The sequence below is a fragment of the Jannaschia sp. R86511 genome (assembly GCF_042466345.1).
In the GTDB taxonomy this organism is placed as follows: Bacteria; Actinomycetota; Actinomycetes; order Actinomycetales; family JBBAYJ01; genus Aquipuribacter.
In genome coordinates this window covers 3,175,266-3,198,748 of record NZ_JAXHCD010000001.1, presented here as the reverse complement: position 1 = coordinate 3,198,748, position 23,483 = coordinate 3,175,266, and the positions used below count along the sequence as shown (strand labels likewise).

At 68.1% G+C, this 23,483-nt stretch carries 20 protein-coding genes and 4 tRNA genes; 11 read left to right on the top strand and 13 right to left on the bottom strand.

The window, feature by feature from the left end:
- The first annotated feature begins 17 nt into the window (after positions 1 to 17).
- From SJY06_RS15020 to xerC, 7 genes are all read left to right on the top strand, one after another.
- The gene (locus SJY06_RS15020) at positions 18 to 1,526 is read left to right on the top strand and encodes a penicillin-binding transpeptidase domain-containing protein (RefSeq protein ID WP_380168344.1); all 1,509 of its coding nucleotides are present in this window, start codon (positions 18 to 20) and stop codon (positions 1,524 to 1,526) included.
- A 128-nt stretch (positions 1,527 to 1,654) separates the two neighbouring features.
- Positions 1,655 to 5,698: a hypothetical protein gene (locus SJY06_RS15015; protein WP_380168343.1), complete on the top strand. Its 4,044-nt coding sequence runs from the start codon at positions 1,655 to 1,657 to the stop codon at positions 5,696 to 5,698.
- A gap of 47 nt (positions 5,699 to 5,745) precedes the next feature.
- Positions 5,746 to 6,225 (top strand): hypothetical protein, encoded by a 480-nt coding sequence (locus SJY06_RS15010; protein WP_380168342.1) that lies wholly within the window; start codon positions 5,746 to 5,748, stop codon positions 6,223 to 6,225.
- 291 nt (positions 6,226 to 6,516) lie between these two features.
- Positions 6,517 to 6,819, top strand: a complete 303-nt coding sequence (locus SJY06_RS15005) for a transposase (protein ID WP_380168341.1) — start codon at positions 6,517 to 6,519, stop codon at positions 6,817 to 6,819.
- A complete protein-coding gene (locus SJY06_RS15000) occupies positions 6,816 to 7,574 on the top strand; it encodes a DDE-type integrase/transposase/recombinase (RefSeq protein WP_380168340.1) in 759 nt (252 codons plus the stop codon). Before SJY06_RS15005 ends, SJY06_RS15000 begins: the two co-directional genes overlap by 4 nt.
- 463 nt (positions 7,575 to 8,037) lie before the next feature.
- The gene (locus SJY06_RS14995) at positions 8,038 to 8,274 is read left to right on the top strand and encodes an excisionase family DNA-binding protein (RefSeq protein WP_380168339.1); all 237 of its coding nucleotides are present in this window, start codon (positions 8,038 to 8,040) and stop codon (positions 8,272 to 8,274) included.
- A gap of 62 nt (positions 8,275 to 8,336) precedes the next feature.
- Positions 8,337 to 9,425, top strand: coding sequence for a tyrosine recombinase XerC (gene xerC / locus SJY06_RS14990; RefSeq protein ID WP_380168338.1), 1,089 nt, complete (start codon positions 8,337 to 8,339; stop codon positions 9,423 to 9,425).
- A gap of 69 nt (positions 9,426 to 9,494) precedes the next feature.
- On the opposite strand, the gene SJY06_RS14985 is transcribed toward xerC, so the two are convergent.
- The 4 genes from SJY06_RS14985 to SJY06_RS14970 form a co-directional block, all read right to left on the bottom strand.
- Positions 9,495 to 9,566: transfer RNA gene (locus tag SJY06_RS14985), tRNA-Val, on the bottom strand.
- Positions 9,567 to 9,577: 11 nt separating this feature from the next.
- Positions 9,578 to 9,648 (bottom strand) — tRNA-Cys (locus SJY06_RS14980).
- 44 nt (positions 9,649 to 9,692) lie between these two features.
- Positions 9,693 to 9,764, bottom strand: a tRNA-Gly gene (locus tag SJY06_RS14975).
- A gap of 102 nt (positions 9,765 to 9,866) precedes the next feature.
- Complete coding sequence (locus SJY06_RS14970) at positions 9,867 to 10,289, bottom strand: SsgA family sporulation/cell division regulator (protein ID WP_380168337.1); 423 nt, start codon at positions 10,287 to 10,289, stop codon at positions 9,867 to 9,869.
- 178 nt (positions 10,290 to 10,467) lie between these two features.
- Here SJY06_RS14970 and SJY06_RS14965 point away from each other — a divergent pair, with 178 nt between their 5' ends.
- A complete protein-coding gene (locus SJY06_RS14965; protein ID WP_380168336.1) occupies positions 10,468 to 10,959 on the top strand; it encodes a TIGR02611 family protein in 492 nt (163 codons plus the stop codon).
- Between the two features lie 43 nt (positions 10,960 to 11,002).
- Positions 11,003 to 11,077 (top strand) — tRNA-Val (locus SJY06_RS14960).
- Positions 11,078 to 11,139: 62 nt separating this feature from the next.
- Here SJY06_RS14960 and SJY06_RS14955 read toward each other — a convergent pair.
- From SJY06_RS14955 to SJY06_RS14925, 7 genes are read right to left on the bottom strand one after another with little or no spacing between them, the layout of a single operon-like run.
- Positions 11,140 to 12,339, bottom strand: coding sequence for a tyrosine-type recombinase/integrase (locus SJY06_RS14955; protein ID WP_380168335.1), 1,200 nt, complete (start codon positions 12,337 to 12,339; stop codon positions 11,140 to 11,142).
- Entirely contained in the window at positions 12,339 to 12,551 is a 213-nt protein-coding gene (locus tag SJY06_RS14950; protein ID WP_380168334.1) for a helix-turn-helix domain-containing protein, read from the bottom strand. The genes SJY06_RS14955 and SJY06_RS14950 overlap by 1 nt, the downstream gene beginning before the upstream one ends.
- Before the next feature lie 32 nt (positions 12,552 to 12,583).
- Positions 12,584 to 14,302 carry a replication initiator gene (locus SJY06_RS14945; RefSeq protein WP_380168333.1) on the bottom strand — a complete coding sequence of 573 codons (1,719 nt, stop codon included), beginning with the start codon at positions 14,300 to 14,302 and terminating at the stop codon, positions 12,584 to 12,586.
- On the bottom strand, positions 14,299 to 14,667 hold the full coding sequence (locus SJY06_RS14940) for a WhiB family transcriptional regulator (RefSeq protein ID WP_380168332.1): 369 nt from the start codon (positions 14,665 to 14,667) through the stop codon (positions 14,299 to 14,301). The genes SJY06_RS14945 and SJY06_RS14940 overlap by 4 nt, the downstream gene beginning before the upstream one ends.
- Positions 14,664 to 16,379, bottom strand: coding sequence for an FtsK/SpoIIIE domain-containing protein (locus SJY06_RS14935; protein ID WP_380168331.1), 1,716 nt, complete (start codon positions 16,377 to 16,379; stop codon positions 14,664 to 14,666). The genes SJY06_RS14940 and SJY06_RS14935 overlap by 4 nt, the downstream gene beginning before the upstream one ends.
- Positions 16,379 to 16,681 carry a hypothetical protein gene (locus SJY06_RS14930; protein WP_380168330.1) on the bottom strand — a complete coding sequence of 101 codons (303 nt, stop codon included), beginning with the start codon at positions 16,679 to 16,681 and terminating at the stop codon, positions 16,379 to 16,381. Before SJY06_RS14930 ends, SJY06_RS14935 begins: the two co-directional genes overlap by 1 nt.
- A 1-nt stretch (position 16,682) precedes the next feature.
- Complete coding sequence (locus tag SJY06_RS14925) at positions 16,683 to 17,093, bottom strand: hypothetical protein (protein ID WP_380168329.1); 411 nt, start codon at positions 17,091 to 17,093, stop codon at positions 16,683 to 16,685.
- A 129-nt stretch (positions 17,094 to 17,222) separates the two neighbouring features.
- Between SJY06_RS14925 and SJY06_RS14920 the strand changes: the two genes are divergently transcribed.
- Entirely contained in the window at positions 17,223 to 18,008 is a 786-nt protein-coding gene (locus SJY06_RS14920; protein WP_380168328.1) for a GntR family transcriptional regulator, read from the top strand.
- Positions 18,005 to 18,892, top strand: coding sequence for a DMT family transporter (locus SJY06_RS14915; protein ID WP_380168327.1), 888 nt, complete (start codon positions 18,005 to 18,007; stop codon positions 18,890 to 18,892). The genes SJY06_RS14920 and SJY06_RS14915 overlap by 4 nt, the downstream gene beginning before the upstream one ends.
- Before the next feature lie 46 nt (positions 18,893 to 18,938).
- On the opposite strand, the gene SJY06_RS14910 is transcribed toward SJY06_RS14915, so the two are convergent.
- Positions 18,939 to 21,080: an AAA family ATPase gene (locus SJY06_RS14910; protein WP_380168326.1), complete on the bottom strand. Its 2,142-nt coding sequence runs from the start codon at positions 21,078 to 21,080 to the stop codon at positions 18,939 to 18,941.
- Positions 21,081 to 22,558: 1,478 nt separating this feature from the next.
- On the bottom strand, positions 22,559 to 23,242 hold the full coding sequence (locus SJY06_RS14905; RefSeq protein WP_380168325.1) for a hypothetical protein: 684 nt from the start codon (positions 23,240 to 23,242) through the stop codon (positions 22,559 to 22,561).
- Between the last annotated feature and the right edge of the window lie 241 nt (positions 23,243 to 23,483).

Below are 23,483 nucleotides of genomic sequence, written 5' to 3'. Positions count from 1 at the left end.
TCGTCGACGGTCTGGCCGTGGACGAGCGCATCCGGGCCGTCCGTCTCAACGCCCAGCGTGCGGACGTCCTCGGGGCGGGCGGCGAGCCCTTGGTGCGGATGCGCGACGTCGTGCGGCTCGGTGTCGACCGGAGCCTCGTGCCGGACGAAGCGGAGGCGGCCCGCTCCGCCGGACAGCTCGCCGGGCTGCTCGGCGTGGATGCTGCTCGGTTCGTGGCCGAGGTGACGAGTTCCGGACCGCAGGCGTTCGTGGAGGCGATCACCTACCGGGTCGACGCACCTGAGCTGGCGGCGGTGCTACCGGAGCTGGGAGCCGTCACGGGAGCCGTGGGGGTCGACGACGAGCTGCCGCTGGCCCCTTCGTCGTCGTTCGCCCGCCCGATCCTCGGGACGGCAGGTGAGGCCACCGCTGAGATCATCGAGGAGTCACAGGGCCGTGTCCGGGCCGGGGACCTCGTCGGACTCAGCGGCGTGCAGGCGGCGTACGACGAGTCGTTGGCCGGGTTGCCCGGCTTCGTCGTCGAGGCGGTCGACACGGGCACCGACGAGGCCCGCGCTTTGCACGAGGTGCCCGCGCGCGACGGGATACCCGTCCAGTTGACCCTGAGCGTGGCTCACCAGACAGCGGCCGAGAACGTGCTCGCAGCGGTCGAGCCGGCCAGTGCGGTCGTGGCCATCCGCCCGTCGGACGGCCACGTCCTGGCTGCCGCGAGCGGGCCGGGCAGCCAGGGCTATTCCACGGCCACCCTTGGACAGTACGCGCCGGGCTCGACGTTCAAGGCGGTGTCGGCACTGGCCCTGCTCCGTGCCGGGCTCACCGACGAGAGCGAGGTCGACTGTCCCCAGACGGTGGTCGTGGACGGGCGCCGCTTCAAGAACTTCGACGACTACCCCGCGTCCGCGCTTGGCCAGGTCTCCTTGCGGACGGCGATCGCGAACTCGTGCAACACCGCCCTGATGCAGGAGCGGGGCAGGCTCGAGCGCTCGAGCCTGTCGGACGCGGCGGCTGCGCTTGGTCTGGCGGCGGAGCCCGTCGCCGGGGTGCCGGTCGCTCTCGGCAGCGTGCCCGAGCCGGACAGCGACGTCGAGGCCGCGGCGGCCATGATCGGGCAGGGTCGCGTGCTGTCAACCCCGCTCGGAATGGCTACCGTAGCAGCGAGCTTGCAGCGCGGTGCCGCGGTGCAGCCGGTCCTGGTCGTGGATAACGACGCCAAGACATCTGATCCCGGGCAGGCCCTGAGCGATGACGAGCACCGACAGATGCTCGACATGCTTCGGGCCGTGGTCACCGAGGGCGGCGCCACGTTCCTGGCCGACGTGCCAGGAGACCCGGTGGCCGCAAAGACCGGTACGGCAGAGTTTGGGGAGCCGGACGGCGCCGGTGACCTGGCGACGCACGCGTGGATGATCGGGATCCAGGGTGACCTCGCCGTCGCGGCATTCGTCGAACGCGGTGCGGGCGGGTCGAGGACCGCCGGCCCGGTGCTTGAGGACTTTCTGACGAGGGTGGTGCCCGAGGGCACCTGACCGGGTCCGCTGCGCGGTATTCGCATGAGGACGGGCTTATGCCGCTGTGGTTGCGGACCTTTCGCCACGGTTGCCCGGGTCGTGACGCTGACCGTCTCGGCACCTGCCGACCGACAGAAGGGCTCCACATGCGCGCTGTCCCACGGCCACGCCTCGCGCTCGCCATGCTGTGCACCTCCGTCTTGCTGGCGACGCTCGTCGGTGGGGGGCAGGGTGCGGCCGCGGCACCGCCCGAGCCGGAGCCCCGAGAGGCCGGCCACCCCGCAGGGGCTGCGGTTGCCGAGCGGCCGTCACCCGTTCCCACAGACGGCCCGACGGTCGTCCCCGACGACCGGCGCGAGCGGGTTCTCGGTCCGCGATGGCAGGCGTCGCAAGACATCGCCTGGACTACGTCGGGGGACGGGAAGGGCCTGCACCTGCTGGTGGCACCCGCTGCCGAGGGGTACGCCTGGCGCACGCTCGCCACGCTGGCCGAGCCTGGTGTCGACGCCGACACCTGGATCGGGAACTCGTGCATGACGGGGGACGGTCGCTCGGTCGTCGTGGCGTACGCGCCGCGAGTGGCGACCAACAACGGAGAGCTGTTCGACCGGGGCGGCTTCGTGGCCGTCGTGCGTGTGAGCGACGGGCAGGTGACGAAGCTGCCGGTCACGAGCACGCTGGCGTACTTCTCCCCGTCCTGCGGAAGCGGCGACGACGCCGTCGTCACCCAGTTCCGCGACGGTCATGACGGCGGTCAGACCCGCGTCCTTCGGATCGACACGAGCACCGGGACGGTCTCTGAACCCGTGCAGGTACCTGGCGAGCTCACCTCCGCCGTGCCGGTTGGCGAGCGAATCGTCGCGGCTGACGCGAACGCGCTCGTCAGCGTGGACGGGAAGGGGGTCCGACGAATCGTCGCGGTCGGCACCAGTGGCCCCTTCCACCTGACGCCGGACGCCGACGGCGGTCTGGTCTTCATGGACCGCCGTGGCGACACCGCGACCTACCACCGGGTCGCTCCTCAGGCGCTTGCCGGTGGCCTAGCCCCCTCGCGGGTGCTGGCCAGCGGTCCGCTCGACAGGGTGGGCATCACCCGCACCCCGGCCGGCGCCGTCTTCCTCACCGGAGAGGTCGACGCAATCGCGCCGATGCCGGCGTCGCTCACGGTCCTCGAGGGCAGTACCACGCGGACCGCTGTGTCGATGACGGGCGCGCTGCGGATCGAGTCCGTCCAGGCGTCAGGGCGCCCCCCGAGGGGAACGGCTGACGACCCGACCCAGCTGCTGCGACCCGTTGAGATCCGCACCACCGTGGCGGCGACAGGTGCGACCCCCAGCTTCGTCGTGACCCCGTCCTCGGGCACCACCGCCGAGGCCGACGCCCCGCATCCCGCCCTCCTCTCCCGGGACGCTGCGGAGGCCGAGAGCGCAGGCGTCGGCATCGCCTCCGCCGGGTCGCCGACCAATTCCGTGGAGGCGGAGCGCTACTGCTCCGTGCCGCGCAACGACGTGCAGAACCAGGTCATGCAGCCGAAGCCGCGTCAGGTCGAGTGGGCGGTCAACCAGGCTGTTCGTGGCGTGCTGACCACTCCCCGCCCGACCAACTGGAAGAACCTGGGCATGCCGGCGTACACCGCTCAGGGGCTGTTCCCGCCGCGGGCGCTGTCGGGGGGTGGTCACGTGCCGTCCCAGGTGATGCTCGGCGTGATCGCACAAGAGTCGAACATGTGGATGGCGCCGGGTAGCGTCGTGCCCGGGGTCACGGGAAACCCGCTGATCGGCAACTACTACGGGCTCGAGATCTACGACTCCTCCTCGGCCAACGACTGGGACATCGACTTCACCCAAGCCGACTGCGGCTACGGCGTCACCCAGATCACTGATGGCATGCGTATGGCGGGTCGTACCAAGCCTGGTGAGACGGCTCTGCCCTACGACACCCAGCGCGCGGCGGCACTCGACTTCACCGCCAACGTCGCCGGTGGCCTCCAGATCCTCCAGGACAAGTGGAACCAGACCCGCAACGCCGGCCTCACGATCAACAACGGGGACGTGCGGAAGATCGAGAACTGGTTCTACGCCGTGTGGGCCTACAACTCCGGCTTCTACCCGGAGTCGACGGCGTCCTCCAACAACGGGGCCTGGGGTGTCGGCTGGCTGAACAACCCGGTCAACCCGAAGTACCCGGCCAACCGTGCGCCGTTTCTGGAGTTCAGCTACGAGGACGCGCGCAATCCGCAGCGATGGCCCTACCCGGAGAAGGTCATGGGCTGGGCGGGGCACCCCGTTGAGATCCTTGAGTCACCCGGGACCCTCGTCTCGGGCTTCAGACCCGCCTGGTGGAACGGTGACGAGATCACGGGTCCGGCGAACCGGGCCGCGGTCAAGCCCCCCGTGAGCCAGTTCTGCGACAGCAGCAACGACTGCGTGCCCGGTGCCAAGTACACCCCGAACTCCCCGGAGGTCATCGGTGAGCCGGCTGGTCCCTGCGCACACGAGAACTCCGCTGGCCTCTACGACCTGAAGTGCTGGGCGCACACGCCGAGCACGTGGAAGTCCGACTGCAGCTACAGCTGCGGCAACGAGCTCCTACGGTTCAGCCCGGGCTATGCGTACCAGGAGGACGGCACGGCCTACCCACCCAACTGTGGGCTGAGCGGTCTTCCCGTCGGTGCGCTGATCGTGGACGACCAGCCCGATTCGGCCCCGATCGTCAGGCCCGGCTGCTCACGTCCGCACACGAACCAGGGGACGTTCACCTTGCAGTTCGCTGCCGACGGCAACGGCAAGTTCCCGTCCAAGACGGACTTCCACCAGCTCGGGGCCGGGTTCAGCGGGCACTTCTGGTACAGCCGCACACGCACGCCGGACCTGCGCGGTGGGTCGATGGACATCACGGGCACGTGGACGCTGAACCGACCGCTCACCCAGTGGGCGCGTGTGTTCGTCCACATTCCTGATCACGGTGCGCATACCCAGCAGGCCCGGTACGAGGTCGACCTGGGCGACGGGACACGCACCCGTGTGCTCCTGCAGCGGACCATGGCGAACACCTGGGTGTCCCTGGGCTCCTTCCCGTTCAACGGGACGCCGAAGGTCCGCCTGGTAAGCAACACGTTCGACGGTGACGACGGCCTGAGCCCGATCGAGAACGAAGCGATCGCCTGGGACGCCGTCGCATTCCAGCCGCTGGCGGCCAAACCGACGAACATCGTCGTGTCGATGGGTGACTCGTACTCCTCCGGGGAGGGTGCCTCCGCTGACGGCGGCGTGGACTACTACCCCGAGACGGACAACAACGGCAACGACCCAGAGGCCCAGAACGCGTGTCACCGATCGCCTCACGCGTGGTCACGTCTGGGGGTGATCGCCGGCACGTCCGGGGCCATCGGTGCACTGACGGACGCCCGGAGCTCCCAGGTCGAGCACCACCTCATCGCCTGTTCCGGCGCTCAGACCGAGAACCTGCTCCCCTTCCACACGGTGGGCGCTGCCAAACCCTCCAACGCCTGGGGCCAGACCGGTCGTGGTCAGTACGGCGAGCTGTCGCAGCTGGACAAGGGCTTCCTCGACCAGGACACCACCCTCGTCACGTTCTCCATCGGCGGTAACGACTCCCGCTTTGGCGACGTGATCGCCGAGTGCGTCATCCTGGCTGGACTCAAGCTGTGCCAGGACGCCCAGCTACCGGACAGTTCGGTCCCTGCGGGGGAAGAAATCCCCGCGCTCATCCAGGGGAACGTGGAGGACTCGATCGTCACGGTGCTGGCGGAGGTGCGGAAGAAGGCGCCCAACGCGAAGGTGATGCTCATGGGCTACCCGAAGCTGTTCGAGAACAACGGGCAGTGCGTCGGTGGCATCGGCACGGAAGAGGCACCATGGCTGAACGCCATGGGCGAGCTCCTGCTCGAGCACATGCAGCAGGCGGTCGATCGGGCCAACGTGGCAGCAGGTGAGACCTACGCCTGGTTCTCCGACCCGAGCGCCCCGTTCGACGGTGAGGCCGTGTGCGGTGACCCTGAGACGGTGCATGGGATTGTTGCGCCGTGGGACCGCACCCGCGGCGAGCCGACGTTGCCGTCATCGGGTGATGGGGCCAAGCCATCTCAGCAGTCGTTCCACCCCAAGGTCGACGGGCAGGGGAACTATGCGACCGCGATGAACGAGACCCTCCGGCGGATGGGTCTCTAGGTGCGGTCGGTCTCGCGCACCCGTGACGTGTTGGCACCGGAGGGGGCGTGAGCACGCGCTCGCGGCTCGGTCGACCTCTCTGGCCTAGCGGCTCGCCCGTCGCGCGGTCGGTCGCCGCCGGCCTCCTGGTGGTGGCTGCGCTGTCAGCCTCCGGGTGCGCGAGCTCGCGGGAGGTCGCACGGGACGAGGCGGTGACGGCAGTCCGCGCCCAGGCCAGGGCGGTGCAGGGGGCCGTTGAGGCGGCGGCGCGAGGCACCTCCGGACCGGCGCAGGCGGAGGCGGTACGGACTGTTGTGGCCGGCACCATGCTTGAAGTCGCGGTGGGCGACGACGGTGTTCTGGTCGATGGAGCCCTGAGCGAGCACCGTTTCGCTGGCGGGGGACTCACGTATGAGGGATTCGTCGCTCGGCTGTGCCTCCGCTACTCGGTCGCGCCCGGTTCGGGCGCGACCGAGGTTGAGGACGCGCCGTGTCCTGCCGATGTCGACGCCACCGTTCCTGCGGACGAGACCGTCAGCCTTGAATGAGCTTGGGGGCATGTCGCTCCCTAGGCCGGTCAGTGCCAGGTTGTGGCGTCGAAGGACGGTGTGATGCTTCTGCTTGTCAGCCGGTGAGTGCGGTCCCATCGGGAGCCCACCCCCTTCGTTGGGGTCGGCGGGGACGCGCCAGCGGTGCTGTCGAAGCCGAACGCGAGCTCCGCATCCCGGGTGAGCGGGCAAGGACACACCGCGCCGGTCGACTCTGACGACGGGTCTGCTGCACGGATAGGTGACACCTGACCTGTGGCGCTGTTGGGCGCCGCTGGAAGGATGTTCACCGTGCCCAAGCCCCACCCCCGAGAGTTCCGCGACGATGTCGTGGCGGTCGCCCGCAAGGGCGAGGCTCCGTTGCAGCAGATCGCCAAGGACTTCGGGATCTCCGACTCCTGCCTGCGCAACTGGCTCCGTGCCGCCGACGTCGAGGACGGCAACCGTCCCGGCCTGACCGCCACCGAGTCTGCGGAGCTGCGTGAGCTGCGCCGCCGGAACCGGTTGCTCGAGCAAGAGAACGAGGTCCTCCGCCGCGCCGCGGCCTACCTGAGCCAGGCGAACCTGCCGGGAAAAGGCTCTACCCGCTCGTGAGAGAGCTCGCCGCCGACGGGATCCCCGTCGCCCTCACGTGCCGGGTCCTGAACATCGCCAGACAGCCCTACTACCGGTGGCTCGCCGCGCCCATCACCCGCTCAGAGCTGGCCGAGGCGTATCTCGCCAACGCCTTGTTCGAGGCCCACCGCGACGACCCCGAGTACGGCTACCGGTATCTGGCCTACGAGGCCCGCGACGCGGGCCAGGCCCGCTGCGACCGGACGGTCTGGCGGGTCTGTCGCGACAACGGCTGGTGGTCGGCGTTCGGCAAGAAGCGCGGCACCAACGGCAAGAAGCCCGGCCCGCCTGCCCACGACGACCTCGTCCAACGGAACTTCGTCGCGGCGGCTCCGAACACGCTCTGGCTGACCGACATCACCGAACACTGGACCGGCGAAGGCAAGCTCTACCTCTGCGCCATCAAGGACGTCTACTCCGGGCGGATCGTCGGCTACTCCATCGCCGACCGGATGAAGTCCCGCCTCGCCGTCGACGCCCTGAGCAGCGCCGTCGCCCGCCGCGGCGGTGTCAACCAAGTGGCCGGCTGCATCGTCCACTCCGACCGCGGCAGCCCGGTCAGTTCCGCTCGAGGAAGTTCCTGGCTCAGACCCCGAACCCCGCCTGGCCGGGTGGTCGGGAGCGTCTCCAGCCGCCTTCGGGCGCATCCGGGGCACACGAGGCCCGAGAACGACGTCAGGGAGCGTCAATACCCGTCAAGCGTCCTCGCAGGTCACGGAGAGATTGACCGCTGAACCGGGAGACGCGGAGCCCCCTACCTCCGCCTCACAATCCGTCGGTGGTGCGCTCAGGCCCGACCTCGCCGGCCGCGGTGTCGGGGGGGAAAGGGTTGACCGCGGCGCTCTGAGGAAAGTCGAGGGCGTAGTGCGGGCGTCGAAGAGGCCGTTGATGTGCTGGTGCTGGTGCTGGCGCGCGGGTGGTGAGTAGAGCCGACCCCGCCGCTCAACCGTCGGGGGGGTGCGGGAGCAGCGCGGCCGACGCCAGCCACGGTACGGCTCAGCAACGCCAAGGGAGACGCTTCGACGCAGGTGCACACGGCGCCAACAAGCGAGTCCGAGGACGTTGACCACCGGGCGGCGTTGTCCGCCCTTGTATAGGTAGCGGGCGACGCCCGCAGCCTTCGGGTGCAGCAGCATTTTGCCCTGAGCCCGGCGACCGACGGTCCTACTGGGCCTGCGCAACGTGGAGGAGAGCGCCGTGAAGACGATCATCGACCCGGCCAGACGAGTCGCGAGCACCGCCGCAGGAGCGGCTCCACGTCCCGTGCTGTGGCGGGTACCGGAAGCGATGTCGCTGCTCAACGTGAGCCGCAGCGTCATCTACGAGCAGATCCGATCGGGTCGTCTCCGAACGGTCAAGGTCGGCCGCACCCGCCTCGTGCCGGACGCCGCAATCGACGACTACGTTCGGCTGCTCGAACGTGAGGCGGAGTGACTGAGCGCCGGCGCGGGCGGGGCGAAGGTGGGCTATACTTCGACACCCAACGCAACCGGTGGGTGGCAGAGATCACCGTGGGCTTTGGCCCCACCGGCAAGCGTCGAGTCCGACGCCGCCTGGGCCGAACAAAGACAGAGGCCCGGGAAAAGCTCCGCGAAGCGCTGAAGGACCAGGACGACGGGTTGCCGATCGCTCGCGGCACCTACACCGTCTCGGACGCTGTGGGGGAGTGGCTCGCGTTCGGGCTGGTCGGCCGTGCGCCAGCCACGATCGCCAAGTGGGAGCACCTGACCGCTACGCACGTCCTGCCGAGCCTGGGCCGGCGAAGGCTGGCGGACCTCACGGCCGGAGAGGTAGACCGCTGGCTCGCGGAGAAGGCGAACACCCTCAGCACCAGCACGCTGCAGAACCTCCACAACGGCCTCAGCCGGGCTGTGAAGCAGGCCATGGCTCGAGACCGCGTCAAGCGGAACGTGGTCGAGCTCTGCTCGGTGCCTCGCGGACAGCGAGGACGTCCCTCCAGCTCCCTCACGCTCGAGCAGGCGAAGGCCCTCCTCTCAGCGGCAGCCGAGACTCCCATGCACGCGTACATCACCGTGTCACTGCTGACGGGGGCCCGTACGGAGGAAATGCGCGCGCTCACCTGGGTCCACGTCGATCTCGAGGGGGATGAAGCGGCTGTCCACCCGCGGCCACCATCCATGCAGGTTTGGCGCTCCGTCCGTCGGGGCGGTGACACCAAAACCCAGTCGTCCCGCCGCACCCTGGCCCTGCCAGCCGTCTGTGTGGCCGCCCTGCGCCAGCACCAACGTCAGCAAGAACAGGCGACGACAGCGTCTGAGACGGCTTGGCATCCGACAGGGTTGGTCTTCGCCACCTCGAGCGGTGGGCCACCCGACGCGGCCAACATCCGTCGAGCGTTCCGCGCGGTGGTGGCCAAGGCGGGTCTGGATCCGACGGCGTGGACGCCACGTGAACTACGTCACAGCTTCGTGTCGCTGCTGTCCGCGAACGGGATGCCCATCGAGCAGATTGCCGAACTGCTCGGCCACCGGGGGAGCCGCGTCACTCAGGCCGTCTACCGCCACCAGCTTCAACCGGTGATCTTGGACGGCGCGGTGGTCATGGACTCACTGTTCGAGAGTTAGTCACCCGGTTAGTCACCCGGGCCCGTTCAGGTGGTGCTTCCACACCCGTGATCAAGCCTCTGACCTGTGTGGGCGATACTGGGATCGAACCAGTGACCTCTTCCGTGTCAGGGAAGCGCGCTACCGCTGCGCCAATCGCCCGTGCTGTTGAGAGGTGGAGACGGGATTCGAACCCGTGTACACGGCTTTGCAGGCCGTTGCCTCGCCTCTCGGCCACTCCACCACGATCCGCACCCGCGAGAGTGCTAACCGCGCGGAGCGGCTCCGAGCGGACGACGGGATTCGAACCCGCGACCCTCACCTTGGCAAGGTGATGCGCTACCACTGCGCCACGTCCGCATTGCTGTCCGTCCGGGCCGATCCGATCGCCCCGTGCGGTGCTGGAGCAGACTAGCCCAGGCGGCGACCCGCGCCAAAACGACCGGGTCGGGCCGTGTCGTCTCAGGCCGTGAGGCGCGTGACGACGTCGTCGAGGTCCAGGTGGAGGGCCTCGTGACCGGCCGGGACGACGGCGAGCGTGCGCCCGACGAACAGCCGCAGGTCGTCGGCGTCGGCGTGCAGGACGGCGCGACCGTCGGGGGAGGACAGTGCGATGACGACGATGTCGCCCTCGGCGCCGCGGGACGGCCAAACGTGCACGTCACCCAGACCGGTGGCGCGTTCGAGGCCGTCGACCAGCAGGTCACGGGCGAACACCCACTCGACCGATGTCTCGCCGTCGCCGCCGCGGAACAGGGCGCGGATGGCGTAGGGGTCTGCCGCGACGTAGCGCAGGGAGACCGGGAGCGGGACGGGACCGGCGTCGGGGACGACGAGTCGGAGCGTCACCTCGACGTCCACGTCCACCTTGTGCTTCTCGACCACGGTGTCTCCTTCAGAGCGTTGGGCGGCGGGGTCCACCCGTTGGCGTCGAGGACGACATTCCCGGTCGGGGGGGCCGCGAAACATCCCCCGGGTCACCGCGTCACCCCATCGGCCCAACGCGCACCACCCGGCTGCGGCCGATGAGCACCCTCGGTCACGGCCCACCTACTCTGGAGCCGTGGATCCCGGTTCGCAGGTCGCCGTCGACGACGGCCGGGTCACGTCGTCGCGGGCCCGCCGCTGGTGGCGTCGAACGCGGGCCCGGACCCGGGCGGTGCGGGCGCGGGTCCGCCGGACGCCGGCTGGTCGGCTGGGCTGGCGGATCGGGGTCGGGGTGGTCGGCGGCGTGCTGCTGGTCGCCGGAGTGATCATGATCCCGGGACCCGGTCAGGGCTGGGCGACGGTGTTCCTCGCCCTGGCGATCCTGTCGACGGAGTTCTCGTGGGCGCACCGGCTGCGTCACGGGCTGTGGGTGCGGCTGCTGGCCGGCCGGGCCTGGTACGAGCGGCGCGGACCCCGGACCCGTCTGGTGCTCGCGACGGCGGGCGTGTTCGCCGTGACGGCCATCCTGCTCGCCGTGCTGTGGGGCTCCCTGGCGCTGACCGGACTGCCCGGCTGGCTGCCCGACACGGCCGAGGACGTGCTGACCCGGCTCCCGGGCGTGAGCTGACCCTCGGATGTCCTACGATGCTTCCCGGCCGTTCTGCGGCCGCGGGCGGTTAGCTCAGTGGTAGAGCACTTCGTTCACACCGAAGGGGTCGCTGGTTCGAACCCAGTACCGCCCACCAGCACAAACACCATCTGACCGAAGGTCCCGCAGGGGCCAAAGTCAGCAAAAAGTCAGCACGCCTCATCCGAGGATCGCCCGGACCGCGTCGTCGTGGTCGCTGCTGGCGTGGACGTACAGGTTCAGCGTGGTGCTCGCGGACGAGTGCCCCATGACCCGCTGGACCACGTTCACCGGCACCCCGTCGGAGATCAGCCAGGTCGCGTAGGCGTGCCGCAGGTCGTGGAACCGCAGACCACCCGCCGCACGCTGGACCAGCTCGGCCTCGGCCGCCTGCCGGGTCGGGAAGATCCCGCCGACGTCCTGGCCCGTCCGGTCGGACCACTCGGCCCGCACACCGCCTGACGGCAGCTCGACGAGGGTGCCGAGCAGGCCAGCGCGGACCAGGGCCGGGCGCCACACCCGCTGCCGGAACACGCTGCGGCTCAGCGGCGTCCCGGCCGTGGTCGAGGACACCAGGTCGACCCCGTTCCACCGGGCCGGGTTCACCATCTCCTGGTGCTCGGCCAGGACCTCGAGCACCAGTGGCGGCAGCGGGACGGTCCGGCGGCCGGACTCCGACTTGGGGTACGGCTTGAGCCGCAGCTGCCCGTCCACCTCCTCGATCACCCGGCTGACCCGCAGCCGCCGGGCGTCCGGGTCGACCATGTCCATCGCCAGCCCCATTGCCTCACCCCAGCGCAGGCCACAGCCGGCTGCCAGCGCCACCAGGAACCGGTACCGGGGCGTCACGGCCGGCAGCAGCACCGTCCGCAGCTGCGTGCGCGTCAGGGGGATCTCGGTCCGGTCCGCCCGCTGGCGCCGCGGCACCTTCACGCCCTCCGTCGGGTCGTGGGGGATGAGCCGGTCCCGGACCGCAGAGGCGAGGATGAGCCGGAGCATCCGGACGCACTCCCGGACGGTGGCAGGGGAGCGGGTCTCCGCGAGCTCGCTCACCCACTGCTGGACCGACAGGTGGTCGATATGCCGCAGCGGCCAGTCGCCCCAGCGGGGGAGGACGTGGACCCGCAGGATGCTCGCGTCCCTCGACCGGGTCGTCCGCTCGCCCTGGTGCCCCATCGCCCACCGCTCGGCGTACTCGATCAGCGCGATCCGGCCGCCGTGCGGGTCGACGTAGCTGCCCGCCGCCATCGCCGACTCCATCCGGGCCAGGTGCTCCCGCGCGGCCCGCTTCGTCGAAAACGTCTGCGCCCGCTGCCGCCCGGTCGGGTCCCGCCAGTTCGCGCGGAAGGACCCGGCCGGTGTCGACACGACGTGGCCCATCAGCGAACGCGAGCCCCGGTGCTGGAGCGGACCGGTTCACCCAGCCAGGCGTGGAACCGCGCGCACGGCACCACCCACCGACGCCCGATGCGCTCCGCCGGCACATGACCAGCCCGCACGGCCGCGTACGCCGCCCCACGGGACACGCCCAGCAGCTCGGCCGCCTCGTCGACCGTGTAGGTCAACCGGCCCCGCGCCACCAAAGCGGCCACCTCTTCACCTCTCTGCGTTCTCGTCCCTGTCGTCATGCTGCCCTCCTCGGATCGTTGCTCTGACCGTTATCCACAGCCCCGCCGGGTGGCCCGGTCGACCCGGGTCCGGTGGCCGCCATCAACTGCTTCGCGGACTCGTACTGAGCCCGCCACCGGTTCCGTTCCTGGACCGCGGCGAGGATCGCTGAGGCGTAGTCCGCCTCAGGCATGGGCACGTCTTTCCAGGTGAACCGGGGGGACCCGTCGTCGAGGACGTGGTCGACGCCCATCCGGTCGACCTCGGGGGCTTCGATGCCGGCGGCGAGGAGGGTTTCGCGGACGACGTTGGCGCGGTCGGCGCGGTGCTCGGCGAGGGTCTTGCCGGACCACTGCTTGGAGACCTGGACGCGGCGCCCGCCGTACCCGAGGTTGTCCCGCTCGTGGGCCCGCTTCTCACACGCGCCGGGCTCGAGGCCGGGCAGGCAGTCCTTCGGCTGGATCCCGTACCGCAGCCAGTTCGAGCACTCCTGTGAGCACGGGAGCCAGCGGACCTCCTCGTGCAACCGGTCGACGTGCGCCTCGTACGCGGCCCGCCGGGCAGCGGCACGGGCCCGCTCACGGGCGCTCTTGGCGTCCCAGTCGTCAGGGTGCCCGACGTGGTCGGCGGCCGGCTCGTCCGGCTCCTCCGGTGTGAACGTGTCCGCGAGACTCTTGGTCAGGTACTTCGTCAGGTAGCGGATGGTCCGGTCGGCGTCTTCGCTGGTGCCGAGGATGCCCTTCACGTCGGTCTGCTGCCCGAACCGCATCGTGTGCGCGGCCGGCTGGGCGGGGTCGGCGTCGACCTGGGCGTCGAGGTCGTCCATCGCCTCCTCCCACGTCGGCAGTGGCATGCCGGTCTGAGGGTCGCGGTAGGCGCCGTCACACCAGGCCGGGAGGCCGGTGGTCTGCTCGTCGTAGACGACCTGGTCGAAGGCGGGCCACCACACCTGCACGTACGTCGCCTTCGTCACCTCGCGGAGCACCTGCCGGGGGACGGCCCCCCGGATAGCGACGTGCACGTGCGGCGCCAGCCGCTTCTGGGGCTCGACGGCCGCGAAGTACTGGGCCTTGTAACCGGCGCAGCGGCGCAGGTTCTGCACCCACCGCGCGAACAGCCGGGGCAGGTGGATCGCGTCGAGCGCCGCCCGCCGGTAGTCGTAGGAGTTCGAGTCGACCGGGGTGCCGGTGCCTGGGGTGATGCGCCCGTACGACGGCAGCGTGAGGGTGACGAACATGGAGGGTCGGTAGACCTGGCCGTGGTTGCCGGTGAAGGTGCGGCCGATGGTGCGGTTCTCCTGCGGCACCCGCGGCAGGTCTGACACGTCGTCACGGCGACGGGTCGACCGCACCCGACGGTCCGAGTCCGCGGCGGGCAGTTCGACGTCGTCCGGTTCCTCGACCTCGCCTGGCTCGTCAACCGGGTCGGCGTCCTCCTCGGGTTCGTCCTCGCGGTGCCAGCCCTCGCGGCACTGCTGCTGGCGCACCTTCCGTGCCTTCGTGGCGCAGGGTGGGCAGACGTTCTCGCGGGTGGACTTGCAAGGGATCGGGACCTTGGCCGTGTCCCCGGTCTCGTGGTCCACCACCAGCCGCAGGAGGGGCCGAACGCAGACCCCGGCATGCTCGGCCCACGTCCGGACCATCCGCCCGTCCACCCGCAAGGTGGGGTCGTCGACGACGCGCTGCTCCCCGCTCGTCCAGACCGCGCCCGCCCGCTCGACCGTGGTGGCGCTCATGAGGCCAGTGCCTTGCGGTGTACGCCCCGGGCGTTGTGGGCGTTGGGCTCGTAGTGCGCCTGGACCTCGTCCTCGGGCAGCTCGGCCAGCAGGTCGAGGAGGTCGCCGGTGTAGGCGCCGCCGCGGAAGCCGCCGGCCCAGAACCCGGCGGAGGCGTGGGACTTGGTGGCGTAGCGGCGGCAATAGCCGCGGACGGGGCAGCGGGCGCAGATCCGGGCCATGACCTCCCGGATCTCGTCCTCCACCCGGTGCGCGTCCTCCGTCCACGGCAGATCCGTCCGCCGGGCGCACAGCGCGCGGGCCATCCAGGAGTGGTCCAGCTCGCCCAGCGTCTCGGGCGTGACGGTCCGTGCGTGGGTGTTCACGAGGCCACCGCCGAACCGGTGTCCACGCCCGGACGGCTGGTGGCCCTGGTCCGCCGAGGCGTAGCGTCAGCGTCCGGGTCGAGTCCCCCCACTCGGCCCGGCTGCCCGTCCTCGCCTGGCTTGCCGGAGTGCCCTTCACCCCCACCGATCCCCCCATCGGTCGAAGGGCCCGCGAAGACGGGCAGCCCTACGTCCACCGGGGCCGGGTAGGCGCGGCCCAGCTGCTCGATCGTCTCGTCGGGCAGGTAAACCGCCCGGGCACGCAGCGGGTCAGGAACGCCGTCGAGCCGAACGAAGCACACGCCCGGGGTGGCGAGGGGGATGCGGTCGCAGGCGGCGCCGCGGTGCAGGGCCCCATCGCCGAGGACCATGTCGACCTGGATCGGCTCATCGAGTCGGAACGCGACACGGACAGCGTGCAGACCCCGCCAGCGGACGACCTCCTTGGACGGGTCGACGGTGGTGGTGATGACCGTGAAGCCCACCGCCCGACCCCGGGACAGGAGCGCACCGAGTGCGGCCTCGACCCGGCGCGTGGTCTTGGAGTCCGCCAGGGCAGTGAGGGTGGCCAGCTCGTCGACGACCACCACCCGGTGCGGGCTGCTGACCGAGGGCGTGTGCTGCCGCGAGGACCCCGCCAACGAGGCGGCCCGCTGGTCGAGCTCGACGACCAGGGCTTCGAGGGTGTCGGCCATGTCGTCGATCCGGTCAACGACGTGCGCCAGCGGGCGGGCGGGGGTGGCTTCCATCCCGCCCTTCGGGTCCAGCCACGTCACCCGCACCAGCCCCGCGTGAATCGCGGTCGACAACCCGGCGACGATGGCCCACAGCAGCGACGACTTGCCCGAGCCGGTGGTGCCGGCGATGAGAACGTGCGCCCCGCGCAGCCGAAGACGCCACGAGGTGCCGTCCTCGAGCACCCCCACCGACAGGGCACCGAGCCCCGCGAGGACCGAGGCGGGGTCGGTCAGCTGCGGAACGCCGCCGAGGACGAGGGGGCGGGCGAGGGTGTCGGCGCGGGTGATGTCCAGCCACACCCACCCCGGACCGGCCGGACGGACTCGGACGGCAAGTACCCGCCAGGCGTGAGCGAGGGAGTCACACGCCGCGGCCACTGTGTCCGGGGTGATGCCCGCCGGTAGCGCGATCAGCAGGTGGTCGGTGGGGCCGGTGAAGCGGACGCGCTTGAGGTGGGCGACTTCCACCGACTGCCCCTCCCGCCTGAGCGCCCGAGGGGTGTCCGCCCAGGCGAGGACGAGAGCGCGGGCGAGGCCGGGGTCCTGGCGGCGGTCGGTGACGTACAGGTTGTGCCGCAACGCCAGCGTCTTCCACGACGGGCCGTAGACGTACCTGCGGCGCCACCACGAGCCCCACCGGCGCCCGATCACCCACTCATACGACCGGCGCGCCCGCCACCGCCACAGGACCAGCAGGAGCCCTGCTAGGAGGGCGAGGGCGGCCATCGCGGCCTGGTCCTGCCACCGGGCCGACAGCACCAAGACGTAGATCCCGAAAGCGAGCAGACCGGTGCCGAACATGGTGCGGAAGGGGCGGCGGAGGGCGTCGGCGAGCAGGAGCCAGAACACCCACCAGCCCCGGCGCCACACCCGCACCGTCAGCCGCCAGGACCCGCGAGCCACGCGGCCGAGACCGACACCCCGCCGGGCGTCCGTAGGGGCCGTGGGGGTCGCGGTGGCGGCGGTGGTGGTCATCAGTCGGCGTGGGTCGAGCGTGCGACCCGCAGCACCTCGTGACCGACGTTGTCGATCAGCCCAAACGCCCGCAGCAGATCCGTCCGCAGCTCGTCGTCCGGGTACTCCGCCATCCGCTGCACCACCGCCGACAGGTCGTCCATGACCCGGCCGATGTCAGCGCTGGTCTTGATGACGTGCTCCCACACCTCATCCGCATTCCGCACCCCGAGCGCGCGAGCCCAGACCACGACGTCGACCCGACCGGGCGCAACACCACCTACTCCGCCACCGGTGCCGGTGGAGGTGAGGCCGGCGGCCATGTCACGCCGCCTCAGCGGACGCCGAGCCCGACGAGCTGCTACTCGACGACGGCCGGCGGGCCGAACCCGGCACCGGCGCGGCGACGCTGTCGGCGGACCAGTACTCGACCAGGCCCCCGGTGTTCTTGTTGACCCGGACCTCCACCCGCAAGTTCTCGAACCCGATCGGACCCAGCGCCGTCACGTCGGGCCGGTCATAGGCCGGGAGCGTCACCGACGCAATGACCGAACTGGTCCGGCCGTACTGGACCTGCTGGTACATCACCTCCACCCCCCACACCGGCATCCCCGTCGCGTCATCCCGCGTCTGCACGTCCGACTGCGCGCGGCCACCGCCGGCCGTCTCGACCCAGTCGAAGCGGGCGTCCACCACCCCCGTCGCCACCATCGGCTGCTTGCTGCTGTCCACCACGTAAGCCGGCATGACCTTCCCCTCTCGATATGACTGGCTTGAGCCAGTTGCCACCAACTATGCACTGGCTTGAGCCAGTGGCGCAAGATCGCGACAGCAACTGGCTTGGACCAGTTGTACGATCCGCTGGTGTCCCCGACCAACGACCGATCCGACGACCGGCGCCCCGCCAGTCGTGTCATCGCCGACGCCCTGCGCGAGCGGATCGAGAGCGGAGACCTCCCGGAAGGCGGGCAACTGCCCTCCGAGCGACAGCTGGCCGCGTGGTTCGACGCCGCTCGCAACACCGCCCGCGAGGCCGTCCGGATCCTCACCGACGAGGGCCTGGTGATCGCCCACCATGGCCAGGGGGTGTTCGTTCGTCAGCGTCACCCGCTCATCCGCCTCGGCAGCGACAGGTACTCACCGCGGCACCGTGACCTCGGGCTGTCTCCGTTCCTGCTCGAATGCCAGCGCCAGGGCAAGACCGGCAAGTTCGAGGTGCTGTCCATCACCCAGGAACGCGCGTCGTGGGACGTCGCAAGCCGACTCGGGGCACCAGCCGGTGAGGACGTTGAGGTCACCCGCCGCGAGAACGTCTTCTACGCCGACGAGGACCCGGTCTACCGCGTGAGCACCTTTCTGCCGGCGGCACTGACCGATGGCACCGACCTGCGCGAGCCCGTGATCGACCACCCGTACGGCATCCACGGTCGCCTCGAAGAGGCCGGCCACACCATGACTCGCATCGTCGAGGACGTAACCGCACGAATGCCCACCCCGGATGAGGCCAGCCGACTCGCCCTGCCCAAGGGCTCTCCCGTACTCGACGTCTGGCACACGAGCGTCGACCAGAACGGCACCCCGTACGAAATCACCAGGTTCGTCATGCGCGCCGACCTGACCGGGCTGCACTACGACACTCCCGTCGAATGAACCCCACGCTCGCCGGAACGCTCCGCATTGCCGCCTTAGCCCTCCTTTGGGGCAGCAGCTTCCTCTGGATCGACCTGGCCCTCGACGGTCTAGGCCCCGTACAGATCACCGTCGCGAGACTCACCCTTGGCGCCGCGCTGCTCCTGATCGTGGCGCGCCAAGAGCTCGGCACGGTCCTTGCGCGACGCGACGTCTACGTCCCGCTCTTCATCGCCGCCCTACTAGCCAACGCCATCCCGTTCACCCTGTTCTCCGTGGCGCAGCAGACCATCCCCTCGAACCTCGCTGGCGCCCTCAACGCCACCACACCCTTCTGGTCGCTGCTGATCGCTCTGGGAGCCCGCGTCCAGAAGCGCACGTCCCCTGTCCAGGTAGCAGGACTCCTGATCGGTTTGGCCGGAACCACGATCATTCTCTCACCGGGAGGCAGCGGCGTCCCCCTCTTCGGCGCTCTGATGGCATTGTTGGCCGCCGCGTCATACGGGGCTGGGTACGTCTTCATCGCCTCGCGGCTCACCCCCACAGGCCTTCCAAACTCTGGCATGGCCGCCACACAACTGACCGCAGCCACCCTTCTCACGTCGATCACCGTGCCGTTCGCCGGCCTCACGCCCGTCGCGCTATCGCCACAAGTGGCCGTTGCCGTCCTCGTCTTGGGAATCGGCGGCACCGGACTCGCCTACCTCCTGCTGTATCGGATCATCGCGGACGACGGCCCCGTGGCCGCCTCGACTGTGACCTACCTACTGCCTGTCGTGGCCTTCATCCTTGGCGCCGTGGTCCTTCGGGAGCCGCTGACTCCGACACTCCTCCTCGGGAGCGCCCTCGTGCTCGCAGGGGTCGCTTTGGCGCGACGTCGCAACGCCACCCGCCGTCCAACCTGACTCACGCGTCGGTCTCGAAAGAGCCGATAATGAGGGAAGGCTCGCGTTACGCGAGAAGATCCGCGCACGCTTGGACGACATGCTCTGGGACTGCATCGAACTCGCGCGGGTTGAGTTGCATGACGTACTCATTCTCGATGTGATACGACTCGTTGACGAACTTCTTGAACGCGGGATCCCCTCCAGCCGCGTCAGGATCAAGCGCGGACGCGATGCGAAAGAGCTGGACTTTCTCGTAGCCCACTTTGGTTTGGTCGAACTTGGCTTTCAGAACCTCGCGGTCTTTCAGTTGCGCGAGGATCGCGCTGTAATCAAAACCGGGGATGACTCGCCGAATCTCGGAGATTGCTTGTTCGCGGTCATGCTCGTCGAGGGGAACGAAGTTCCCACTCTCACCCTTCGAACTGGGCTCGTCCCGAACGTGGAGAAGGCTTGAGAGGACGTCGTACTCCGCCCCCTGTTGGCCATGGACCTCGTAGCGGCGCCGGAGATAGATACATTTGATTACGGAGTCTGCGGATGAGTCAATGTTTTCGTCGCAGACCTGTGAGAACGTCATGATGTCGGATGACTTGATCGGCTTCTCCTCGACTTGCCCCGCTCGGCTTCGGAGAAAATGAACGGCGGGGGTGGCCGCTTGGAACTGCCCCGAGGTGGCCGTGCGGACAATGTCAATGGCAGGCTCAATGTCGTGAGTCAGGAGAAGCGTGGTGAAGCCTCGAAGGCTTTGTCTGCCGTGGAAGAGTTTATGGAGGATGGCAAACTTCTTTGTCTTGTCGAAGCTCGACACGGGATCATCGAGGACAACGAGGTCAGGGGCGTCACGGCGGACCTGATGCATGAACAGGACAAGCGCGAAGGCGTTGCGCTCTCCGAAGCTCAGATGGCTGCCGGCCGCCTCCAGGTGCCCTGGCGAATCTTCATGCTCAAGTATCATCCGATAGGAGTCGCCGCTGGACTCGATCCGTACGGCATATTTATAGCCAGCCGACCGAAGGTATTCGTTAATCTCGTCCTGGTTTCGTTCGATTGACGAAGCTACTTGCGACTTCTGTATACCCACGCGCCTTTTGATGTCGTTGATCCGCTCGGCGACATGCTCTAGCTGTTCGTTCATCCCCCTGACGATGTCCTGGGTGCCCTCAGAATTGAGCGCGTCAAGAAGTTCGAGATCGATCTTTAGGCTTCTAAGTGCCTTGTCAACGTCGGGTTCGTCGCGGAGCGACACGAACGAAAGTCCCTTGAGTGCAGTGAACTTGTTCAAAAGGGTCTCGACCTGACCCCGCAAGCTTGCCAAGAAGTGGTCTTGCTCCGGGGACAGCTCCTCCAGACTCGACGTGATTTTCCGCAATTGCTGAAGGCGCTCAGGCACGAAGAAGCCCGCCAGATTATCTAGCACGAGGCGCAATGCACTTAGATTCTTCACCGCGGCAGATTCATACTCCACAGACACAGAGACGGCGGTCGTCTTGTTCACCTGGGAGACCGAACAGAAGGGGCAGTTATCTGACAGCTCAAGGAAACTCTTGCCCTTTGATTGCCAGGACAGCCATCCCGCTGGATTGTCGCTATGGAGGAACTTCTCAAAACCCAGGAGAGGTTTCGGGATCGTGGCAAGCTTCCCGCCCATGCCAAGCGCCTTAAAGCCCTTGCTGGTCTTCGAGATCCCACCGGACTTCGTTAGCGTGAAGGCGTTTCGTAGTTCGGTGAAGCTGGCAATTGCGGCATCAAGTGCCGCATTCTCCAGAAAAACCTTCTTCACATCGTCGAAGATGGCCTCAAGCTCCTCGATCCCCGCCTGATATTCGGGCGTCTTGATGAAGATGTCGAAACTGTTCTTGACTACTTCGTTGGGCTGGAAGACGAACTGGGATACGTAGTGCTCGTCGAAAACGAGAACGTGTTCTATCTCGTCCGCGCCAACCACTGTTGGCTTCTTGTCGCTACCGCCCTGACGGTACTTAAAAGGAAGTAGCTCTTGAAGGGCATCCGCGCCCTGAGTATTGAGAACGAGCGCGCGGGCGATGGTGCTCTTCCCGAGTCCATTGGGTCCGTACTTGATATTGAGTGACCCGCGCCTGAGGGTAAGTGGCGCTTCAGCGATGCTGTTGCAGTGTTCCAGAGTGATGGCGTAGTCGTTGGGCTGCGCTGGCGACGACTTCGGAGGGGTGTCGGATGAATTGGCCATGGTGCCGTGACTCTCCCACATCCTGGGCGTCGAGCGCCGGAGAAATGCGCGACTGCGGGATTGCGGCGCCTGCTCGCTCTTCCCATCCGGGGTGCAGCGACGGCCAGCGAGTGGTGCGTGGTGCAGTCGTCTATGTCACCCGACGGTCAGAATCCGGCACTACCCATCTGTAGGACGTCGACGTGTCTGGCGGATCGGTGCTTGGCTCCGATCCGCCCGGCAGCGCGATGCGGACCACATGCCACGGCGTACAGCATCCGATCGTCGCCAGATGCGGTCGTTCCCCAAGTCGCTCGGCTACAGAACCACCCACGGCTGGCGCGGTGGCATGCCTCTCGCGGCTGACGTCCGAGCGAACCATCCGGGTCAGCAGCCCGGGACAGCGGGGGGTCGCCTCGCGATGTCGCCTGGTGCTGGCGTTGCTGCATTCACCTCTAGAGGATCAAGGCCCGGCCGGCTTCGCCGGCCGCGCCGCTGGGCCGGGCGTGCGGCGCAAGCGCCGTTCCGGGCCCAGCGGCGCGGGCTGGCTCTTGCCGCTTACACACGCCTGCGCATGTAGATGGCCACTTGACCGTAGGCATTGCCCGTGATGGAGGCGGCGTCGGGGTGTCCGATGTCGTGGCTTTGACCCAACTTACTAGTCCAAGACCCGTCCGGTAGCTGACGTGCTGCGTGGGTGGGCGAGCCCGCAGCGTTCATGTAGATCGCCACCTTCTCGAAACCGCGTTCGAGAACATCGTCAGGGCACACCTCATAGCCCAGCGTTTCGAACGCGTGTTTAAAGCTTTCGACGGTCTCCGCGCCGACACCATCAGGCCAAAAAGACCCGCCCAGCGGCTTTCCCCCTAGCCAAGAGATGGGCCACCACCACCGCTCGTCGTCCCCTGCCGCCCAGGCTATACAGTTGTACTGCTCATCTGGGGGACTAGTTATTTTCCAGGACGAACCACGCAGGCCAGGGAACGCGCGCTCGATGTCAAACGCCATACCCCGAAATTCCGCCTTCCCCGTCAAACCATTCAACCCACCTAGTCGCTGCCTCGCCCGGCGTGTCGGCTCCCTCTCCTTGATCCTCCCCGATGATAGAAGCAAGTGCCCAGAACCACGGTTTAGAAGAGTGCCGGAGTTCGTCAATCAGGTAAGGGACAACTGCGGGCCCAAGCCCGATAATCTGCTGGTAGGCAGGGTGCATAAAGAGGCGAGAGGCATCGGAAAGGAAAGCAGTCTCCTCCTCCCAAAGATCTCGCAACTTGCCGAACCGACTTGCAACGTCATCAGGAGTGGCGCAAATCGGGGCTGCCTGCCTCGCGCGGGCAAAATAACGAGGTGGTGGACTCTGTGCGCCGCCATATGAGTTCGCTCGGGTGACTCAAAATCAACGTCTGTCATCCAGTCGTGCCAAAGTTCTGCCTTGCCGGTAGGGCTGTAGGGGTCGATCTCGTACCCGGACGTTGAAGCCGCAAGGTTCTTTCCATAGGTCATGAGGCGTCCTCATCATCGGTGGTGAAGATGGGAACTTCCCAATCGCTCAGAAGGGCCTGGACAGAACGTCCCTTCTCTTTTGCCCGATCGAGCGCAACTCGAAGACGTTCGAGTTGACTGTCCGGAAGTGTCACTTCTATTTCCTCAATGCGACCATTCTTCCAATAACCTAGTCGAAGCTTGTGTGTCACAATCGCGCCGAGTGGGGCGGAGGTTGCCTCTTCAAATATCGGCCGAATATCTGTGACTACTCTAGAGGTGTGGACAAGCCGTTCATGCTCTTGCGCCAGGTCATGCGCCTTGCCCAGACTGCGAATAGCAGGGGATGCCAAGACCTGCGTGAGGACTGCAGTCAGTGAGCCCCGCTCGGCAACATCGATATCCAGATCACTCGACTGCGACAATGCCGCAGCCATCTCACCAACAGGGTAGCCATGGGAGCCGATAAGGGCCGTCAGTGAGAAAGCCTCACGAAGGACATCTTCTCCGTCTATGGATTCCCCCGCTGCATCCAGAGCCTCATCGATGCTGTTGGCGACGGCATCATCAGATGGGGGGTTAGGGATATCTTCGAGCGCAGCAACAAGACGAGACACCTTCTCAGCACTCAGCCGAGCCAAGTACTCCAGTGTCCCGACAGCTCGCTTAGGCACGGACACGCCCGCAACCGGAATCGCCACGTCACTCTCCCTCACACGCGTGTTGGCATGCTAGGTCATGCCTCATAGTCCCTGCTGGGCAGTTCCATGATGTACGACGCTCGGAACCCTAGCGGGGCTCCGCCCCGGACCCCGGCCTCGGCTCCGGGATGCGTTGAGGGGCACCAGGGTGGTGATCCCGTCGCGCCGACCGTCCGGAGGTCAGCCACCCCGGGGCCGGCCTGGCAAGGACCTACGGCCGCTACGCGGTGACTACGTCATC